Origin of the sequence: Streptomyces sp. NPDC017943 (assembly GCF_044328425.1) — a bacterium.
In the GTDB taxonomy this organism is placed as follows: Bacteria; Actinomycetota; Actinomycetes; order Streptomycetales; family Streptomycetaceae; genus Streptomyces; species Streptomyces djakartensis_A.
The window spans coordinates 459,729-479,205 of record NZ_JBIRHH010000001.1; the positions used below are offsets into that span (position 1 = coordinate 459,729).

The 19,477-nt window shown below is 71.9% G+C and carries 16 protein-coding genes; 9 read left to right on the forward strand and 7 right to left on the reverse strand.

Going from position 1 to position 19,477, the window contains the following annotated elements; all coding sequences use genetic code 11:
- Window positions 1–10 precede the first annotated feature (10 nt).
- Window positions 11–2,434, reverse strand: coding sequence for an endopeptidase La (gene lon, locus ACH4C6_RS01980; protein WP_398106587.1), 2,424 nt, complete (start codon window positions 2,432–2,434; stop codon window positions 11–13).
- A 174-nt stretch (window positions 2,435–2,608) separates the two neighbouring features.
- Here lon and ACH4C6_RS01985 point away from each other — a divergent pair, with 174 nt between their 5' ends.
- Complete coding sequence (locus ACH4C6_RS01985) at window positions 2,609–3,268, forward strand: GNAT family N-acetyltransferase (protein WP_398106588.1); 660 nt, start codon at window positions 2,609–2,611, stop codon at window positions 3,266–3,268.
- Here the strand turns inward: ACH4C6_RS01985 and ACH4C6_RS01990 are convergent.
- Complete coding sequence (locus ACH4C6_RS01990; RefSeq protein ID WP_398107110.1) at window positions 3,259–4,146, reverse strand: rhomboid-like protein; 888 nt, start codon at window positions 4,144–4,146, stop codon at window positions 3,259–3,261. The genes ACH4C6_RS01985 and ACH4C6_RS01990 overlap by 10 nt on opposite strands.
- Window positions 4,147–4,320: 174 nt before the next feature.
- On the opposite strand from ACH4C6_RS01990, the gene ACH4C6_RS01995 reads away from it, so the two are divergent.
- The 5 genes from ACH4C6_RS01995 to ACH4C6_RS02015 all read left to right on the forward strand — a co-directional run bounded on the left by ACH4C6_RS01995 (window position 4,321) and on the right by ACH4C6_RS02015 (window position 11,408).
- Window positions 4,321–4,998: a spermidine synthase gene (locus tag ACH4C6_RS01995; RefSeq protein WP_398106589.1), complete on the forward strand. Its 678-nt coding sequence runs from the start codon at window positions 4,321–4,323 to the stop codon at window positions 4,996–4,998.
- 135 nt (window positions 4,999–5,133) lie between these two features.
- A complete protein-coding gene (locus ACH4C6_RS02000) occupies window positions 5,134–5,874 on the forward strand; it encodes a response regulator transcription factor (RefSeq protein ID WP_333933999.1) in 741 nt (246 codons plus the stop codon).
- Window positions 5,871–6,983 carry an ATP-binding protein gene (locus tag ACH4C6_RS02005; protein ID WP_398106590.1) on the forward strand — a complete coding sequence of 371 codons (1,113 nt, stop codon included), beginning with the start codon at window positions 5,871–5,873 and terminating at the stop codon, window positions 6,981–6,983. The genes ACH4C6_RS02000 and ACH4C6_RS02005 overlap by 4 nt, the downstream gene beginning before the upstream one ends.
- 281 nt (window positions 6,984–7,264) lie before the next feature.
- On the forward strand, window positions 7,265–11,143 hold the full coding sequence (locus tag ACH4C6_RS02010; RefSeq protein WP_398106591.1) for a multifunctional oxoglutarate decarboxylase/oxoglutarate dehydrogenase thiamine pyrophosphate-binding subunit/dihydrolipoyllysine-residue succinyltransferase subunit: 3,879 nt from the start codon (window positions 7,265–7,267) through the stop codon (window positions 11,141–11,143).
- A gap of 85 nt (window positions 11,144–11,228) precedes the next feature.
- Window positions 11,229–11,408 carry a DUF6104 family protein gene (locus ACH4C6_RS02015; protein WP_003992906.1) on the forward strand — a complete coding sequence of 60 codons (180 nt, stop codon included), beginning with the start codon at window positions 11,229–11,231 and terminating at the stop codon, window positions 11,406–11,408.
- 80 nt (window positions 11,409–11,488) lie between these two features.
- Here the strand turns inward: ACH4C6_RS02015 and ACH4C6_RS02020 are convergent, their stop codons facing one another.
- Window positions 11,489–12,325, reverse strand: a complete 837-nt coding sequence (locus ACH4C6_RS02020; RefSeq protein WP_398106592.1) for a hypothetical protein — start codon at window positions 12,323–12,325, stop codon at window positions 11,489–11,491.
- Window positions 12,326–12,470: 145 nt separating this feature from the next.
- Here ACH4C6_RS02020 and ACH4C6_RS02025 point away from each other — a divergent pair, with 145 nt between their 5' ends.
- Both ACH4C6_RS02025 and ACH4C6_RS02030 read left to right on the forward strand, forming a co-directional pair.
- Window positions 12,471–13,436 (forward strand): DUF4097 family beta strand repeat-containing protein, encoded by a 966-nt coding sequence (locus ACH4C6_RS02025; RefSeq protein ID WP_398106593.1) that lies wholly within the window; start codon window positions 12,471–12,473, stop codon window positions 13,434–13,436.
- Window position 13,437: 1 nt separating this feature from the next.
- Window positions 13,438–14,514 (forward strand): PadR family transcriptional regulator, encoded by a 1,077-nt coding sequence (locus tag ACH4C6_RS02030; protein ID WP_398106594.1) that lies wholly within the window; start codon window positions 13,438–13,440, stop codon window positions 14,512–14,514.
- 11 nt (window positions 14,515–14,525) lie between these two features.
- Here ACH4C6_RS02030 and ACH4C6_RS02035 read toward each other — a convergent pair whose 3' ends face one another.
- From ACH4C6_RS02035 to ACH4C6_RS02050, 4 genes are all read right to left on the reverse strand, one after another.
- A complete protein-coding gene (locus ACH4C6_RS02035; protein WP_398106595.1) occupies window positions 14,526–15,089 on the reverse strand; it encodes a Clp protease N-terminal domain-containing protein in 564 nt (187 codons plus the stop codon).
- A complete protein-coding gene (locus tag ACH4C6_RS02040; RefSeq protein ID WP_003992902.1) occupies window positions 15,089–15,298 on the reverse strand; it encodes an HTH domain-containing protein in 210 nt (69 codons plus the stop codon). The genes ACH4C6_RS02035 and ACH4C6_RS02040 overlap by 1 nt, the downstream gene beginning before the upstream one ends.
- 111 nt (window positions 15,299–15,409) lie before the next feature.
- Window positions 15,410–16,375, reverse strand: a complete 966-nt coding sequence (locus tag ACH4C6_RS02045; protein WP_398106596.1) for a zinc-binding dehydrogenase — start codon at window positions 16,373–16,375, stop codon at window positions 15,410–15,412.
- A 269-nt stretch (window positions 16,376–16,644) separates the two neighbouring features.
- On the reverse strand, window positions 16,645–17,877 hold the full coding sequence (locus tag ACH4C6_RS02050) for an NADP-dependent malic enzyme (RefSeq protein ID WP_398106597.1): 1,233 nt from the start codon (window positions 17,875–17,877) through the stop codon (window positions 16,645–16,647).
- A 624-nt stretch (window positions 17,878–18,501) separates the two neighbouring features.
- Here ACH4C6_RS02050 and ACH4C6_RS02055 point away from each other — a divergent pair.
- Window positions 18,502–19,455 carry an ABC transporter substrate-binding protein gene (locus ACH4C6_RS02055; RefSeq protein ID WP_398106598.1) on the forward strand — a complete coding sequence of 318 codons (954 nt, stop codon included), beginning with the start codon at window positions 18,502–18,504 and terminating at the stop codon, window positions 19,453–19,455.
- The last annotated feature ends 22 nt before the right edge of the window (window positions 19,456–19,477 follow it).

Below are 19,477 nucleotides of genomic sequence, written 5' to 3' on the forward strand. Positions count from 1 at the left end.
ATGACCTCCGTCACGCGGCCACCGGAACCTCGGGCGCCGCGCCGCTGGTGGCGGGTGCGAGCGCCAGTTCCAGGACCTGGCGGACGTCGGTGACGGCGTGGACGTCGAGCGTGTCCAGCACCTCCGCCGGGACGTCGTCCAGGTCGGGTTCGTTGCGCTTGGGGATGATCACCGTGGTGACACCGGCGCGGTGCGCGGCGAGCAGCTTCTGCTTCACGCCGCCGATCGGCAGCACCCGCCCGGTCAGCGAGACCTCGCCGGTCATCGCGACGTCCGTGCGGACCAGCCGGCCGGACAGCAGGGACGCCAGGGCCGTGGTCATCGTGATGCCGGCGCTGGGGCCGTCCTTGGGGACCGCGCCCGCCGGGAAGTGGATGTGCACGCCCCGGTCCTTCAGGTCGGCCACCGGCAGTTCGAGCTCGGCGCCGTGCGAGCGCAGGAAGCTCAGCGCGATCTGCGCGGACTCCTTCATCACGTCGCCCAGCTGACCGGTCAGGGTCAGTCCGGCCGCGCCGGTCTCCGGGTCGGCCAGGGACGCCTCGACGTACAGGACGTCGCCGCCCGCGCCCGTCACCGCGAGCCCGGTCGCCACGCCCGGCACGGCGGTCCGCCGCTCGGCCGGGTCCTGGGCGGACTCGGGCACGTGGTGCGGCCGGCCGATCAGGTCCCGCAGGTGCTCGTCGCGGACGGTGAACGGCAGCTCCCGTTCGCCCAGTTCGTGCTGGGCCGCGATCTTGCGCAGCAGCCGCGCGACGGACCGCTCCAGGGTGCGCACGCCCGCCTCGCGGGTGTACTCGCCGGCCAGCTTGCGCAGGGCGCTCTCGTCGACGGTCACCTCGTCCGCGCCGAGTCCGGCCCGCTCCAGCTGGCGCGGGAGCAGGTGGTCGCGGGCGATGACGACCTTCTCGTCCTCGGTGTAGCCGTCGAGGCGGACGATCTCCATGCGGTCGGCCAGGGCCTCCGGGATCGACTCCAGGACGTTGGCGGTGGCGAGGAACACCACGTCCGACAGGTCCAGTTCGACCTCCAGGTAGTGGTCCCGGAAGGTGTGGTTCTGCGCCGGGTCGAGCACTTCGAGCAGGGCGGCGGCCGGGTCGCCCCGGAAGTCCGAGCCGACTTTGTCGATCTCGTCGAGGAGCACGACCGGGTTCATCGACCCGGCTTCCTTGATGGCCCGCACGACACGGCCGGGCAGGGCACCGACGTAGGTGCGCCGGTGGCCGCGGATCTCGGCCTCGTCGCGGACGCCGCCGAGGGCGACGCGGACGAACGTGCGGCCCATCGCGTGGGCGACGGACTCGCCGAGGGAGGTCTTGCCGACGCCGGGTGGCCCGACCAGCGCGAGCACGGCACCGCCGCGCCGTCCGCCGATGACGCCCAGCCCCCGGTCGTCGCGCCGCTTGCGCACCGCCAGGTACTCGGTGATGCGTTCCTTGACGTCCTCCAGGCCGGAGTGCTCGGCGTCCAGCACGGCCTTGGCGCCCTGGATGTCGTAGGCGTCCTCGGTGCGCTCGTTCCACGGCATCTCCAGGACCGTGTCGAGCCAGGTGCGGATCCAGGAGCCCTCGGGCGACTGGTCGGAGGAGCGCTCCAGCTTGTCGACCTCCTTCAGGGCGGCCTCGCGGACCTTCTCGGGCAGGTCGGCGGCCTCCACGCGGGCGCGGTAGTCGTCGGACTCCTCGCCCTCCTGCTCGCCGTTGAGCTCGCGCAGCTCCTTGCGCACGGCGTCCAGCTGGCGCCGCAGCAGGAACTCGCGCTGCTGCTTGTCGACGCCCTCCTGGACGTCCTTGGCGATGGTCTCGGCCACGTCCTGCTCGGCGAGGTGGTCGCGCAGCTGCCGGGTGGCGAGCTTGAGCCGGGCCACCGGGTCGGTGGTCTCCAGCAGTTCGACCTTCTGGTCGGTGGTCAGGAACGGCGAGTAGCCGGAGTTGTCGGCCAGCGCCGAGACGTCGTCGATGGCCTGGACCCGGTCGACGACCTGCCAGGCACCGCGCTTGCGCAGCCAGGCGGTGGCGAGGGCCTTGTACTCCTTGACCAGCTCGGCGACCTGACCGGGCAGGGGCTCAGGGACGGTCTCGTCGACGCTGGTGCCCTCGACCCAGAGGGCCGCGCCGGGGCCCGTGGTCCCGGCACCGATCCGCACCCGGCCCCGGCCGCGGATGAGCGCGCCCGGATCGCCGTCGGCCAGCCGGCCCACCTGTTCGACGGTGCCGAGCACACCGGTGTTCGCGTAGGTCCCGTCGATGCGCGGCACCAGGAGTACCCGGGGCTTCCCGGGTGTTGTGCGGGCGGCGGCCTGAGCGGCTTCCACCGCCGCGCGGACCTCGGAGTCGCTCAGGTCCAGCGGGACCACCATGCCGGGCAGCACGACCTCGTCGTCGAGCGGCAGCACGGGCAGGGTGAGCGGTGTGAACGCCGTGGACTCAGCAGCCATGATCTCCCCTTCGGCAGTCAAGTTGAGCTATGCCGACTCAATGCTCGGGGGCGGCCGAATGTTCCCCGGCCCCTGTTCGCTGTCAGCGATCACCTCTCACGCGCCGGAACGCAGAGCCCCTAAGCTGCGGTGGGTAATAGACGTAAACCGCTTTCGGTCGTTACAGGGGGATGCGTGGACGAGACCGTGCAGGCGTGGGTGGAGGGGTGGGTCGTGTCGCGCGGGGCGGCCCCGCCCGTGGCCGAGCCGTGGGGCTGGACGATCGACGTGGGCCTGATCGGGCACGCCACCCGGCACGTCCTCGGCACCACGGGCGACGCCCTGGACGAGACGACGGTCCGCAAGGTGGCCGGCGGGGTCACCGGGCACGGCGTGTGGCTCAAGGCGTTCCGGGACCCGGCGGTGGTCTCCGGCTGGCTCGGCCCCGGCTGGTGGATCGATCCGGAGACCGGCTGGCTGATGACCTTGCCGCTGACGGAGGACGACGTCCCGGAGGTTCCCGACGGCTACCGGCTGCGCACCTGGTCGCGCGACGGAGTGACGCGGCTGATGGTGGCCGCGCCCGACGGGTCCCTCGCGGCGCGCGGCCAGATCACGCCGACGGGCGGCACCGCCGTCGCCGACCGGATCGAGACGGCGGCCGCACACCGCCGCAAGGGACTCGGCAGCCTGGTGGTGCGGACGTTGCAGCAGGTCGCGTACCGGCAGGGCGCGCGCACCGGCGTCCTGGCGGGCACACCCGCGGGGCGCGCTCTCTACGAGGCCGTGGGCTGGCAGGTGGTGGCCCCGCTGACCAGCGCCCGGTACGGCCCGCCGCCCGCCGCTCAGCCCTGAGGCGCCGCCCGCCGGGCACCAGCCTCCTGCCGGGCACCCGGAGGAAGCCGCCGGGCTGCGCGCCACCGGCGCACCTGCGGCCAGAGCGCGATCCCGACCGCCAGGGCGATCAGATGCCCCCACGCGGTCACGGGGTCGGTGAGGGCGAGCAGGTCCCGCACGAGCACCGCGCCCAGGGCGGCCGGCGACAGCACCCGCAGCCACGGCGGCAGCAGGCCGGCCAGGGCGCCGCAGACCGCCGCGACACCGAAGCTCACGCCGTAGTCCATGCGGTGCAGCGAGGATCCCGGGAGGTCCCCGGCCAGCACGGCGAGGCCCACCGGCACCTCGGTCGTCAAAGTGGCCAGGACATGGCCGAGCAGGAAGACGCCGGCCGTGCGCAGCCCGCCGATCCGCCGCTCCAGCGCGGTCAGCACCAGCACGAAGCCGACGGCGGACGGGGAGGCCGGCCCGCCCGCGATCCACAGCGCGCTGCCGACCAGCACCAGCTCCGGCGTCCGCACCAGGTGGGCCACGTCGGTGCTGGAGCCCTGGAGCAGCGCGTGCACCACGGCGGGGTCCGCGAGCGCGGCGATCAGCCCGGTCGCGCAGAGCACGACGGTGTACCAGAAGGTGAACGGCGTCCCGGCGGGCGTGGGCAGCAGCCGCCAGGGCCGCACTCCACCCGCCGCGGCCCGGCGCGGGCCCGCTTCCGGGGTGCGCCGTGCGCCGGTCCCCGCCGCCACGCGCGGGCACCCCTGGCGCGGCACCCCGTCGAGCGGCACGGGCGCCCCTCCGGCGGGCCGGCCGGCCGATGCCGGTGCGGCCGTCGCCCCTCCGGTGGGCCGGCCGGTCGATTCCGGTGCGGCCGTCCCGTCGGGTGGCGCGGTGCGTTCCACCACGGGCGCTCCCTCCGTCCTGCCCGGCATTCGCCCCGTGTGTCCCAGTGTCCGCGACGGCCCACGCGCGCGTGCTCCCCGCGCACAGGCCCCGCGGGGACCTTCGCGTCCCGCCGGCGGCACCCCACAGACAATTCCCCGCACCCGCCGTCCCGGACCTGCCAGGATGATGCGATGCCCACCTCATACGACAGGCCTGACGTTCTGGACCGGCGCGAGGGGCCGCACGGCGAGGTCGTGCTGCGGCGGCACGGCGACCGGCTGGAGATCATCGCCAACGGCACCTTCCTGATGGACACCTCCGACGGCCGCTCGGAGCGGCGCCTGGTCGACGCGGCGCTGGACGCCCTGCCCGGCCGGGACCACCCCGACGTGCTGATCGGCGGGCTCGGCGTCGGCTTCTCCCTCGCACACGCGGCGGCCGATCCGCGCTGGGGCCGGATCACCGTGGTCGAACGCGAGCACGCGATCGTGGAGTGGCACCGCTCCGGCCCGCTCGCGGCCCTGTCCGCCGAGGCGCTCGCGGACCCGCGCACCGACATCGTCGAGGCGGACCTGGTGGCCCACCTCCGTGAGACATCCGCCACGTACGACGCCCTGTGCCTCGACATCGACAACGGACCCGACTGGACGGTCACCGAGGACAACGACGCGCTCTACGGGGAGGCCGGACTGGCGTGCTGCGCCCGGGTGTTGAGGCCCGGTGGAGTGCTCGCTGTCTGGTCCGCGCAGCCGTCTCCGGAATTCGAGGGAACCTTGCGGAATGCCGGGTTCCAACAGGTGCGTACCGAAGAGATCCCCGTTGCCCGGGGCGTTCCGGACGTCGTCCACCTCGGCGTCCGCCCTGGATAGCAATGGCGCGCCGCAGCCCCGTACGCTGCTCCCCTGGCGCCGATCATTCAAGCGTCAATCGCAACCATGCGCAGGCACAGCCAGTCAGAAGGAATCACCCCACTGATTCCGGAAAGCACACCCCAGGGGCGGGCGATGGAGCAGACACACACCTCCCACAACGGTTCCGCGACGGCTGCACCGGGCGCACAGCGCCGGGTGCTGGTCGTCGAGGACGACGCCACGATCGTGGATGCCATCGCGACCCGTCTGCGAGCCGAGGGATTCCTCGTGCAAACCGCCGGCGACGGTCCGTCCGCGGTCGACACCGCCGAGGCGTGGCAGCCCGACCTGCTGATCCTCGACATCATGCTGCCCGGCTTCGACGGCCTGGAGGTCTGCCGTCGCGTGCAGGCCGCCCGCCCGGTGCCGGTGCTGATGCTGACCGCGCGCGACGACGAGACCGACATGCTGGTCGGGCTCGGCGTCGGCGCCGACGACTACATGACCAAGCCGTTCTCGATGCGGGAACTGGCGGCGCGCGTGCACGTGCTGCTGCGCCGGGTGGAGCGGGCCGCCATCGCGGCGGCCACCCCCCGCTCCGGCATCCTGCGCCTGGGCGAGCTGGAGATCGACCACGCCCAGCGCCGGGTCCGGGTGCGCAGTGAGGACGTCCACCTCACGCCCACCGAGTTCGACCTGCTGGTGTGCCTGGCGAACACCCCGCGCGCGGTCCTCTCGCGCGAGCAGCTCCTGGCCGAGGTCTGGGACTGGGCGGACGCCTCGGGCACCCGCACGGTCGACAGCCACATCAAGGCGCTGCGCCGGAAGATCGGCGCTGAGCGGATCCGCACGGTGCACGGCGTGGGCTACGCCCTGGAGACCCCGACGCCATGAGCCGCGGGCCGGCCGCACGGAGGAACCCCCGGGAGCCGGAGCCCTGGGGCAGGGTGAGCCCGTTCTCGATCAAGACCAAGCTGGGCGCGCTCGTCGTCATCTCGGTGCTGATCACGACGGGTCTGTCGGTGATCGCGGTGCACACCAAGACGGAGCTGCGCTTCATCACGGTCTTCTCGATGATCGCCACCCTGCTCATCACGCAGTTCGTGGCCCATTCGCTCACCGCCCCGCTGGACGAGATGACGGCGGTGGCCCGCTCCATCTCCCAGGGCGACTACACCCGCCGCACGCGGGAGAACCGCCGGGACGAGCTCGGCGACCTGGCCGTGACCATCAACGCCATGGCCGACGAGCTGGAGGCGCAGGACAGCCAGCGCAAGGAGCTGGTGGCGAACGTCTCGCACGAGCTGCGCACGCCCATCGCGGGGCTGCGCGCGGTGCTGGAGAACATCGTCGACGGCGTCACGCAGGCCGATCCGGAGACCATGCGCACGGCGCTGAAGCAGACCGAGCGGCTCGGCCGGCTGGTGGAGACCCTGCTGGACCTGTCCCGCCTGGACAACGGCGTGGTGCCGCTGAAGAAGCGGCGGTTCGAGGTGTGGCCGTACCTGTCCGGCGTGCTGAAGGAGGCCAACATGGTCGCCTCCGTGCGCGCCGGCATCGCCACCGGCTCGGGCAGTCACACCCGTACGGACGTCCATCTGCACCTCGACGTCCATCCGCCGGAGCTGACCGCCCACGCGGACCCCGAGCGCATCCACCAGGTCGTCGCCAACCTCATCGACAACGCGGTCAAGCACAGCCCGCCGCACGGCCGGGTGACGGTCAAGGCGCGGCGCGGGGCGCTGCCGGAGTCGCTGGAGCTGGAGGTCCTGGACGAGGGTCCGGGCATCCCCAAGTCGGAGTGGCACCGCGTCTTCGAGCGGTTCAACCGCGGCAGCGCCAAGCGCCCGCAGGGGCCGGGCAGCGACGGGGGCACGGGACTCGGGCTGGCGATCGCCCGCTGGGCGGTGGATCTGCACGGCGGCCGGATCGGAGTGGCCGAATCCGAGCGGGGTTGCCGGATTCTTGTCACTCTCCCGGGAGTCACCTCAACGCCAAGTTGACGTAAAGTTCGAACCGGAGTCACAAGATCCACGAGCGTCCTCGCAGACGGACACGTGTGATCAGGCACAGGCCCGCGCCGTCGGCGCGCCAGGCCCCGCTCCACCCTTGCCTGCCAAAGCGGAACCACGCTTGTTTCCCGCCATTTCAAGCTCCGAAACACGCTCCAAGATGTGACTTGCACGACGTTGAACGGGCCCGGCCTGACCTTCCCCGTCGGGGAGGCGTAGCCTTGATTCCCGCTGTCCATCATCTTGTGAAGCGGAAGAGGGCGGTTGCCGCCGTGTCGCCACAGTCCCCCAGTAACTCGAGCATCTCGACCGACACCGACCAAGCGGGCAAGAACCCCGCTGCGTCGTTCGGTGCCAACGAGTGGCTCGTCGACGAGATCTATCAGCAGTACCTCCAGGACCCGAATTCGGTAGACCGAGCCTGGTGGGACTTCTTCGCCGACTACAAGCCGGGCGCCGCTGGCGCCCCGGCTCCGGCGGGTACCGCGGCCGCGGGGGCCGCGGGGACCACCACCACCGCTCAGCCGGCGGCTCCGGCCGCTCCCGCCCAGGCCCCCGCGCCTGCGGCCGAGCAGGCCCAGAAGCCCGCCGCCGCTCCGGCCCCCGCCCAGGCGCAGGCTCCGGCCCCGGCTCCCGCGCAGGCCCCGGCCCAGCCGAAGCCCGCCGCACAGGCCCCGGCCCAGGCCGCCGCTCCCGCGAAGGCCGCCCCGGCCCCCGCGAAGCCGGCCGCCGCCAAGCAGGCCGCCCAGGCGAAGAAGGCCGAGCCCGCCGCCGAGGCCCCCTCGGGCCCCGAGCACGTCGTGCTGCGCGGCCCGGCCGCCGCGGTCGCGAAGAACATGAACGCCTCCCTGGAGGTGCCCACGGCCACGTCCGTGCGCGCGGTCCCGGTGAAGCTGCTGTTCGACAACCGCATCGTCATCAACAACCACCTGAAGCGCGCCCGGGGCGGGAAGATCTCCTTCACGCACCTGATCGGCTACGCGATGGTGCAGGCCATCAAGGCCATGCCGTCGATGAACTACTCCTTCGCGGAGAAGGACGGCAAGCCGACCCTGGTCAAGCCGGAGCACGTCAACTTCGGCCTCGCGATCGACCTGGTCAAGCCCAACGGCGACCGCCAGCTCGTGGTCGCGGGCATCAAGAAGGCCGAGACGCTGAACTTCTTCGAGTTCTGGCAGGCCTACGAGGACATCGTCCGCCGCGCCCGTGACGGCAAGCTGGGCATGGACGACTTCACCGGGGTGACGGTCTCCCTGACCAACCCGGGCGGCCTCGGCACCGTGCACTCCGTGCCGCGTCTGATGCCCGGCCAGTCCGTGATCATGGGCGTCGGCTCCATGGACTACCCCGCGGAGTTCCAGGGCACCTCCCAGGACACCCTGAACAAGCTCGGCATCTCGAAGGTCATGACGCTCACGTCGACCTACGACCACCGGGTCATCCAGGGCGCCGCCTCCGGCGAGTTCCTGCGGATCGTCGCGAACCTCCTCCTCGGCGAGAACGGCTTCTACGACGACATCTTCGAGGCGCTGCGCATCCCCTACGAGCCGGTCCGCTGGCTCAAGGACATCGACGCCAGCCACGACGACGACGTCACCAAGGCCGCCCGCGTCTTCGAGCTGATCCACTCCTACCGGGTCCGCGGCCACGTCATGGCCGACACCGACCCGCTGGAGTACCAGCAGCGCAAGCACCCCGACCTGGACATCACCGAGCACGGCCTCACGCTCTGGGACCTGGAGCGCGAGTTCGCCGTCGGCGGCTTCGCCGGCAAGTCGATGATGAAGCTGCGCGACATCCTCGGCGTCCTGCGCGACTCGTACTGCCGCACCACCGGCATCGAGTTCATGCACATCCAGGACCCCAAGCAGCGCAAGTGGATCCAGGACCGCGTCGAGCGCCCGCACTCCAAGCCGGAGCGCGAGGAGCAGCTGCGCATCCTGCGCCGGCTGAACGCGGCCGAGGCCTTCGAGACGTTCCTGCAGACGAAGTACGTCGGCCAGAAGCGCTTCTCCCTGGAGGGCGGCGAGTCCGTCATCCCGCTGCTGGACGCGGTCCTCGACAGCGCCGCGGAGTCCCGCCTGGACGAGGTCGTCGTCGGCATGGCCCACCGCGGCCGCCTGAACGTCCTGGCGAACATCGTCGGCAAGTCCTACGCCCAGATCTTCCGCGAGTTCGAGGGCAACCTCGACCCGAAGTCGATGCACGGCTCCGGTGACGTGAAGTACCACCTGGGCGCCGAGGGCACCTTCACCGGCCTGGACGGCGAGCAGATCAAGGTCTCCCTGGTCGCGAACCCCTCGCACCTGGAGGCGGTGGACCCGGTCCTGGAGGGCGTCTCGCGCGCCAAGCAGGACATCATCAACAAGGGCGGCACGGACTTCACGGTCCTGCCGGTGGCGATCCACGGCGACGCGGCCTTCGCGGGCCAGGGCGTGGTGGCCGAGACCCTGAACATGTCGCAGCTGCGCGGCTACCGCACCGGCGGCACGGTCCACATCGTCATCAACAACCAGGTCGGCTTCACCGCGGCCCCCGAGTCCTCGCGCTCCTCCATGTACGCGACGGACGTGGCCCGCATGATCGAGGCCCCGATCTTCCACGTGAACGGCGACGACCCGGAGGCCGTGGTCCGCGTCGCGCGGCTCGCCTTCGAGTTCCGCCAGGCGTTCAACAAGGACGTGGTGATCGACCTCATCTGCTACCGCCGCCGCGGTCACAACGAGTCGGACAACCCGGCCTTCACCCAGCCGCTGATGTACGACCTGATCGACAAGAAGCGCTCGGTGCGCAAGCTCTACACCGAGTCCCTCATCGGTCGCGGCGACATCACCCTGGAAGAGGCCGAGCAGGCGCTGCAGGACTACCAGGGCCAGCTGGAGAAGGTCTTCACCGAGGTCCGCGAGGCCACCTCGCAGCCGAACACGGTGGAGACGTCCGACCCGCAGGCCGAGTTCCCGGTCGCCGTGAACACCGCGGTGACCACGGAGGTCGTCAAGCGGATCGCCGAGTCGCAGGTCAACATCCCCGACCACATCACCGTCCACCCGCGTCTGCTGCCGCAGCTGCAGCGCCGGGCGTCGATGGTCGAGGACGGCACCATCGACTGGGGCATGGGCGAGACCCTCGCGATCGGTTCCCTCCTGCTGGAGGGCGTGCCGGTCCGCCTGGCCGGCCAGGACTCGCAGCGCGGTACGTTCGGCCAGCGCCACGCGGTCATCATCGACCGCAGCACGGGCGAGGAGTACACGCCGCTGCAGTACCTCTCCGAGGACCAGGCGCGGCTCAACGTCTACAACTCCCTGCTCTCCGAGTACGCGGCGATGGGCTTCGAGTACGGCTACTCGCTGGCCCGCCCCGAGGCGCTCGTGATGTGGGAGGCGCAGTTCGGCGACTTCGTCAACGGCGCGCAGACGGTCGTGGACGAGTTCATCTCGTCGGCCGAGCAGAAGTGGGCCCAGACCTCGGGCGTCGTGCTGCTGCTGCCGCACGGCTACGAGGGCCAGGGCCCGGACCACTCCTCGGCCCGCCCCGAGCGCTTCCTCCAGATGTGCGCGCAGAACAACATGACGGTCGCCATGCCGACGTCGCCGTCGAACTACTTCCACCTCCTGCGGTGGCAGGTGCACAACCCGCACCACAAGCCGCTGGTGGTCTTCACGCCGAAGTCGATGCTGCGCCTGAAGGCGGCGGCGGCCAAGGCGGAGGAGTTCACGACGGGCCAGTTCCAGCCGGTCATCGGCGACGCCTCGGTCGACCCGGCCGCCGTGAAGAAGGTCGTCTTCTGCGCCGGCAAGGTCTACTACGACCTGGAGGCCGAGCGTCAGAAGCGCGGTGTGACGGACACGGCGATCATCCGCATCGAGCGCCTGTACCCGCTGCCGGGTACCGAGCTCCAGGCGGAGATCAAGAAGTACCCGAACGCCGAGAAGTACCTGTGGGCCCAGGAGGAGCCGGCGAACCAGGGTGCCTGGCCGTTCATCGCGCTCAACCTGATCGACCACCTGGACCTGGCCGTCGGCGCCGAGGTGCCGCACGGCGAGCGTCTGCGCCGCATCTCGCGTCCGCACTCCTCGTCCCCGGCCGTCGGTTCCGCCAAGCGGCACCAGGCCGAGCAGGAGCAGCTGGTGCGTGAGGTGTTCGAGGCGTAACCGCCCTCGCGCGTCCGCGGCCGGGCCGCATCCCCGCTGGTGGGGGTGCGGCCCGGCCGTTTCGCACCCCCCTATCCTTGACGGCATGTACTTCACGGACCGTGGCATCGAGGAACTGGAGAAGCGGCGCGGCGAGGAGGAGGTCACCTTCGAGTGGCTGGCCGAGCAGCTGCGCACGTTCGTGGACCTCAACCCCGACTTCGAGGTCCCGGTGGAACGCCTCGCGACGTGGCTGGCCCGGCTGGACGACGAGGACGACGAGTAGCACCCGCGCGGACTCCTCCACGCGCCGGCTCCGGCACTCCGGGTGGGCCCCTCCTGTTCCGGAGCCCGGCAGGTCCGGCTTCAGTCGCGCGGGTGGGTCACCCGGTAGGCCAGCCCCGCGGTGCCGTGCGCGAGGAGCAGCGCGCCGGCCGTGACCCAGCCCCAGCGTCCGCCGGGCCGGCGCAGGCCCCGGACCAGCAGGGGGACGCCCGCCGCGATCTGGGCCAGGGCGAGGACGTGCGCTGCGGGGCCGCCCGTCCAGGGCATCCAGGCACCCGGGCGGCTGTGCGTGACGGCGCCGCGCTCCCCCGCCGCCTCGCGCAGGCCGGGCCACTCGACACGGCGGCTGTCCGGCAGGACCGCGACGGCTTCGCGGAGGCGGTCGGCGGGCAGCCCGGGGACGAGTTCCGGGGGCATCGAGACGCCCACGCGCGTGAGGACCGCCAGCAGGCCACGCAGCCGGGCGCGGGCGTCGGCCGTCGTGTCGGGTGCGGTCAGCCGGTCGAGGGCCTGGAGGTCCAGGACGGGGTCGAGCCCCACCCGCGCGGCGAAGGTCCGCATCGCCTCGTCCTCCCCGACCGGGACGCCGCGGGAGAGCCAGACGAAGCCGACCGGGCGGCGGAACCCGGTGGCCAGCGTGAAGCCCGCGTGGTCCGCGTCCCACCACAGCGCGAGCACGGGCCACGGCGCACCGACGGCCAGGGCACCGGCCCAGCCGGTCACCACCCGGTCGATGGGCTCGTCGCCGTCCCGCCAGGGGCCGCCCTCGGGAACGAGCACGCTCCACCCGTCACCCGCGCGCGTCAGCTGCATCGGTTCGCGCAGCAGCGGGGCCACCGCCGCGACGGCGGAGGGCGCCGCCCGGCACAGCAGCAACGCCCCAGAGGCAGAGCCCGTAGGGGCGGCTTCCGTCGGCATGGTCCCACGGTAGGGCGATTTGCCCACCTGTGAGCACTTATGACTGCCCCCCGTCCACACAACGGGTGTCTTGACTTTCCTCGACCGCGATATATCGTGAATGCGAGAGGACGCGATATGGCGCGTCCCGTCAGGGAGGTCTGCCATGCCCGAGTGGTCCGTCACGGAACCGGTGAAGCTCACCTTCGACGAGCCCGTGCGCGATCTCCACGTGCGCGTGGTCAACGGCACGGTGAACGTGGTGGGCACCGACGAGGGTTCCGCCCGGCTGGAGGTCTCCGAGATCGAGGGGCCGCCCCTGGTGGTGACCCAGCAGCACGGCACCCTCACCGTGGCGTACGAGGACCTGCCCTGGAAGGGCTTCCTCAAGTGGCTGGACCGCAAGGGCTGGCAGCGCAGCGCGGTGGTCTCCCTGGCCGTCCCGGCCGGCACCCGCGTCGAGGTGGGCGTGGTCGGCGCGGCGGCGGTGGTCTCCGGCCTCCGCGGCCCGTCGGTGGTCAAGGGCGTCACCGGCGACACGACGCTGGTGGGCCTGTCCGGCCCGGTCCGCGCCGACACGGTCTCCGGGAGCCTGGAGGCCCAGGACGTGACGGGCGAGCTCCGGTTCAACTCCGTCTCCGGCGATCTCACCGTGGTCGAGGGCTCCGGGCCCTCCGTGCGGGCCGAATCCGTCAGCGGCTCCATGATCGTCGACCTCGACCCGGACGGCCCGACGGACGTGCGGCTGACCAGCGTCTCGGGCGAGATCGCCATCCGCCTGCCGTACCCGGCGGACGCGGAGGTCGAGGCGAACACGGCGAGCGGCGCCATCTCCAACGCCTTCGAGGGCCTGCGGGTCTACGGCCAGTGGGGCGCGCACAAGATCGCGGGCAGGCTCGGCGCGGGCACCGGCAGGCTGCGGGCCACCACCGTCTCCGGCTCCATCGCCCTGCTGCGCCGCCCCGCCCGGGAGGACGAGGACACCGCTCCCGGGGACGCCCGGCCCGGCACCCCGCCCGCCGACCCGCGGGGCGGGACGCCGGCCGGCTCGGGAGACAATTCCGTCTCCGGCCGGGACACCGGCGTCGACGGCGCCCCGGCCGACGGCTCGACCGACAAGAAGGTGCTCTGACATGCCCCCCGTCTTCGCCCACGGCCGCCTCCGCCTCTACCTGCTGAAGCTGCTCGACGAGGCCCCGCGCCACGGCTACGAGGTGATCCGCCTCCTCGAGGAGCGCTTCCAGGGGCTGTACGCGCCGTCGGCGGGCACCGTCTACCCCCGGCTGGCCAAGCTGGAGGCCGAGGGCCTGGTCACCCACACCACCGAGGGCGGCCGCAAGGTCTACTCGATCACGGACGCGGGGCGCGCCGAGCTGGCCGACCGCAGCGGTGAACTGGCCGATCTGGAGCTGGAGATCCGGGAGTCGGTCGCGGAACTGGCCGCCGAGATCCAGGCGGACGTCCGCGGCGCCGCGGGCGACCTGCGCCGCGAGATGCGCGCGGCGGCGACGGAGGCGCGCCGGGGCCCCGGCTCGGGCGGCACGGAGGGCGGCACCTCCCCCGGTGACGTCCCGCCGTTCGGCGACAAGGAGGCCTGGCGCATCGCCAAGGAGGAGATGCGCCGCGCCCGGCAGGAGTGGAAGGAGCAGGCCCGGCGGGCCAAGGACGAGAGCCGCCGGGCCCGCGAGGACGCCCAGCGGGCCCGGCGCCAGGCGAAGGAGGCCCAGGAGCAGGCGCGGGCCCAGGCCCAGGAGCAGATGCAGCGCATCACCCGCCGGGTCCAGGAGCAGGTGCAGGACCGCTTCGCCCGCGGTGACTGGCCGGCCGGGCTGCGCGAGGGCCTGAGCGAACTGGTCAAGGAGATGGGCGAGTTCGGGAAGGACTACGGCAAGGACTTCGGCTTCGACTGGTCCGGCACGGGCAGGACCGCCCCACCCGCCCCGGACCCGGCGCGCGACCAGCCGGCGCACGAGCAGCCGGCGCAGGACTTCCCGGCGGCCTACGAACCCGTCTGGGCCCATGAGGACGCGGCGGACTCCACCGGCGACCCGGCCCGCGACCTGGACCGCCTGCTCGACCGCTTCCGGGACGACATCCGCGACGCGGCCCGGGACAACGGCGTGACGCCGGACCAGCTCCGCGACGCCCGCCGCCACCTGTCGACGGCGGCGGCCCACATAGGAGCGCTGCTGCGCTCCCCGAGGAGGTGACCGGCCCCCGCTCAGCCGGCCTTGGCCTCGCCGCCGCGTCCGTACAGCACCCGCACCAGGGACTCGTACGTCACCCCGTGGTCGGCGAGGACCTCGGCGGGCACGCCCGGGCGGGTGGTCAGGGCCAGCAGGATGTGCTCGTCCCCGATGTGCCGGTCGTGCTGTGCCAGCGCGGCCCGCAGGGAGCGTTCCAGCACGTCCTTCGCGCCCCGTCCGAAGGAGGGACGCCCGGCGGACCACCACCGCCGGTCCTTCGGGTCGCCGGACAACGCACCCGCTCCGTGCACGCCCTCCACCCGGGCGACGATCTCGGCCACGTCGATACCCAGCCCGGCCAGCGCGTCGCTCTCGGCGCGGGAGAGCCCGGCCCGTCGCCGCGCCTCCCGCAGTGCCTCGCGCACGGGCTCCCGGTCCTCCCCGAGCCCCAGCGCCGCGAGGGCGAACGAGCCGCGGCTGCCCTCCCGGTCGAGCAGGGCCAGCAGCAGGTGCTCCGGCTCCACGCTCCGTCCGCCCTCCACGTGGGAGAACGCGCCCTTCACCACGTCCCGCGCGTCCTTGGTGAACCGCTCGAACATCAATGCCTCCCGTACTTCTTGTGCACGGCCTGCCTGCTCACACCGAGTTCGGTGGCGATCTCCTGCCAGGACCAGCCCTGGTTGCGCGCGTTGCGCACCTGCACGGCCTCCAGCTGCTCCAGCAGCCGGCGCAGGGCGGCGACGGCCCGCAGGCCGACCCGCGGGTCCCGGTCACCGGCCCGCTCGGCCAGATCGGTCGCTTCGGTCATGACGTCAACTTACGTTGACGCCCCCGTGCTCGTCAACCCCGGTTGACATGCGCAACGGCCGGCCCGTTTCCGGACCGGCCGTCGACCAGCGCGTCTGCGTGCGGAATCCCCTCAGGGATTGGTCAGCACGACCTTCCCGAACTGCTCACCCGCGGCCAGCCGCTCGAAGCCCTCGCGGGCCCGGTCCAGGGGCAGCACCTCGTCGATGACGGGCCGTACACCGGTGGTGGCGCAGAAGGACAGCAGGTCCTCCAGCTCGTCCTTGGTGCCCATCGTGGAGCCGACGACCTTGAGCTCCAGGAAGAAGATCCGGGTCAGCTCAGCGTGCGAGGGCCGGTCGCCGCTGGTGGCGCCGGAGATGACGAGCGTGCCGCCCGGCTTCAGCGACTTCACCGAGTGCGACCAGGTGGCGGCCCCCACGGTCTCGATCACGGCGTCGACCCGATGGGGCAGCCGCGCCCCGGACTCCAGCGCCTCCACGGCCCCCAGCTCCAGGGCCCGCTTGCGCCGGGCCTCGTCGCGGCTGGTGGCGAACACCTTCAGGCCGGCGGCCCTGCCCAGCACGATGGCGGCCGTGGCGACACCGCCGCCGGCGCCCTGGACGAGCACGGAATCGCCCGGCCGGACACCCGCGTTGGTGAACAGCATCCGGTAGGCGGTCAGCCAGGCCGTGGGCAGGCAGGCGGCCTCCTCGAAGGACAGCCCCTTCGGCTTCGGCAGGATGTTCCAGGTCGGCACCGCGACCTGCTCGGCGAACGTCCCCTGGTAGCGCTCGGTGAGGATGGAACGGGGCTCCTTCGGGCCGACCCCGTGTCCGCTCTGGCCGATGACGGAGTGCAGGACGACCTCGTTGCCGTCCTCGTCGACGCCCGCGGCGTCGCAGCCGAGGATCATCGGCAGCTTGTCCTCGGCGAGGCCGACCCCGCGCAGGGACCAGAGGTCGTGGTGGTTGAGGGAGGCGGCCTTGACGTTGACGGTGCTCCAGCCGGGACGGGCCTCGGGGGCGGGACGCTCCCCCGACTCCAGGCCGGAGAGCGGCTGGTCGCGGTCGATTCGGGCGGCGTAGACGGCGAACATGACCTTGACGATAGGTTCCCGGCTGTGGCGAAGGAACCACACCGCCCTGTGAGACACACCCTCTTGCCAGGAGCCCGCGGGTGGTGCCCGCAGCCACCGGGGCAGGGCCCGCACCCCGCGAGGACACGGGACCCGCACGGGCGGACGGCACAGGACGGGCACCGCATCGGTCGGGACCGGCCTGCTCCACCCGATCGGCCGTACCGCCCGGCAAAGAAATGACCCCGTCCGCACCCGGACGGGGTCACCTCACGGCACGGTCGGCGCTGTCAGCGCCGGGCCACGCCCTCCGCGCGGGCCGCCGCCGCGACCGCAGCGGTCACGGCGGGTGCGACACGCTCGTCGAAGGGCGACGGGATGACGTAGTCGGCGGCCAGATCGTCCCCGACGACGGCGGCCAGCGCCTCGGCGGCGGCCAGCTTCATCCCCTCGGTGATCCGGGACGCCCGCACCTGGAGGGCGCCGGCGAAGATCCCCGGGAACGCCAGGACGTTGTTGATCTGGTTCGGGAAGTCCGACCGCCCGGTGGCGACGACCGCCGCGTACTTGTGCGCGACCTCCGGATGGACCTCGGGGTTCGGGTTCGCCATGGCGAAGACGAAGGCGCCTTCGGCCATCGTGGCGACCGCGGACTCCGGGACGGTCCCGCCGGACACGCCGATGAACACGTCGGCACCGGCCAGCGCCGACTCCAGCGACCCGGTCAGCCCGGCCTTGTTCGTGAACCCGGCCACGTCCCGCTTCACGGGCGTGAGGTCCTCGCGGTCCGCCGACACGACACCCTTGCGGTCGGCCACCGCGACGTCCCCGATACCGGCCTCGACCAGCATCTTCGCGATCGCGACACCGGCCGCGCCGGCGCCGGAGATGACGGCCCGCAGGTCGCCCACCGCCCGCCCGCTCAGCCGGGCGGCGTTGCGCAGGGCGGCGAGCGTGACGACCGCCGTGCCGTGCTGGTCGTCGTGGAAGACCGGGATGTCCAGCCGCTCCTGCAGCTTCCGCTCGATCTCGAAGCACCGCGGCGCCGAGATGTCCTCCAGGTTGACTCCGCCGAACGAGGGCGCGAGGCGCACCACCGTCTCGACGATCTCGTCGACGTCCGTGCAGTTCAGCGCGATCGGAACGGCGTCCACACCGCCGAACTGCTTGAACAGGATGGCCTTGCCCTCCATCACCGGGAGGGAGGCCTCGGGCCCGATGTCACCGAGCCCCAGAACGGCCGTGCCGTCCGTCACGACGGCCACGACCGACGACTTCCACGTGTAGTCGTGCACGAGCTCCGGCTGCTCCGCGATCGCGCTGCACACCTTCGCGACGCCGGGCGTGTACGCCAGGGACAGGTCGTCCTTGTCGCGGACCGGCACCGTGGCCTGCACGGCCATCTTGCCGCCGCGGTGCAGCGCGAATGCCGGATCGAAGGAGTCGAGGGGCTCCGCACCGCCCTCGGGATCCGTATCGCCGGTCTTGCTCTCGCTGCGAGGATTGACGATCTCCGCTGCCACTTTCTTTTACCCCTTAAATCTTCATCGGTTTGAGGGTGGCCACTCCTGGTGAGGGGTGGGCGGGACCGCGTACCGCCGTGGTCGTGCTGTGTACGTGATACGTACGGGCGCGTACGCGACGGGCGCGCCGCACACGCGCCCTGAGCCCCGGATGAGGGGTGTGAAGACCCTTCTTACCGGACGGAAGGCTCCTGGGACGAGTCCATAACGCCAAGGTCACATGACGGTGCCCTGACTCTTCGTCCAATATCGGTACAAGGCCTGGACAAACCAGGGAGAACCACTCAAGCGGCGGCGAAGCCCATGGACCCCGTCTCGAAATCCTGGGATGTACCGAAGATCTTCCGGCCGGAACGAAAGATTCCCACAGAAGGTCCGGCCGTGATGTACCGGAGTGGTGCGGTTCGGGGATCGCCCGTTATCCGATTTTGACATGGCTGGCCCCCAGAATGGCGCAGTCCGAATGGCAAGATGCCGTAATCACACGAGGTCGCGACACTCGAAGACGTGTGCTCCCGTCGACCCACGGCTCTGCCGGCACCGTCGGCAGTGCATGCGCTGCCGGTCCCATCGGCGGCGCGCAGCCCCATCGGCAACTCCACCCATCCGCCGGAGGAACCCACCATGACCGCAAGCTCCACCCGTCGTACGACCGCCGCCCGCTCCCGGCTAGCAGCGGTCGGTGCGATCGCGGTCGCAGGCACGCTGATGCTCACCGGATGCGGTGACCAGACCAAGGACAGCGGCTCGGAGAGCGACACCGCCTCCACCGCCCCGCTCGCCGGCAAGCTGCCGCAGGCCATCCGCGACAAGGGCGTCATCAAGGTCGGTTCGGACATCGCCTACGCCCCGGTCGAGTTCAAGGACAGCTCCGGCAAGGTCGTCGGCATCGACCCGGACGTCGCCGCCGCCATGGGCAAGCAGCTCGGTGTCGACTTCCAGTTCGAGAACGGCACCTTCGACACGCTGATCACGGGTCTGCGGTCCAAGCGGTACGACATCGCCATGTCCGCGATGACCGACACCAAGGACCGCCAGGAGGGCATCGACTCCGACACCGGCAAGAAGGTCGGCGAGGGCGTCGACTTCGTCGACTACTTCACCGCCGGTGTGTCGATCTACACCAAGAAGGGCGACGACCAGGGCATCAAGACCTGGTCGGACCTGTGCGGCAAGAAGATCGTGCTCCAGCGCGGCACGGTCTCCGAGGACCTCGCCAAGGCGGAGTCGAAGAAGTGCCCGGCCGGCAAGAAGATCGCCATCGAGGCCTTCGACAACGACCAGCAGGCCCAGACCCGTCTGCGCGCGGGCGGTGCCGCGGCCGGCTCGTCCGACTTCCCGGTCGCCGCGTACGCGGTGAAGACCTCCGGCGGCGGCAAGGACTTCCAGCTGGTCGGCGAGCAGGTCGAGGCCGCCCCGTACGGCATCGCGGTCGCCAAGAACCAGACGCAGCTGCGGGACGCGCTCAAGGCCGCGCTCGACGCCATCATCGAGAACGGCGAGTACGAGAAGATCATGAAGAAGTGGGGCGTCACCGACGGCTCCATCGACGCGGCCACCATCAACGGCGGCAAGTGACCGCAGCGCAGCGGCACTGAAA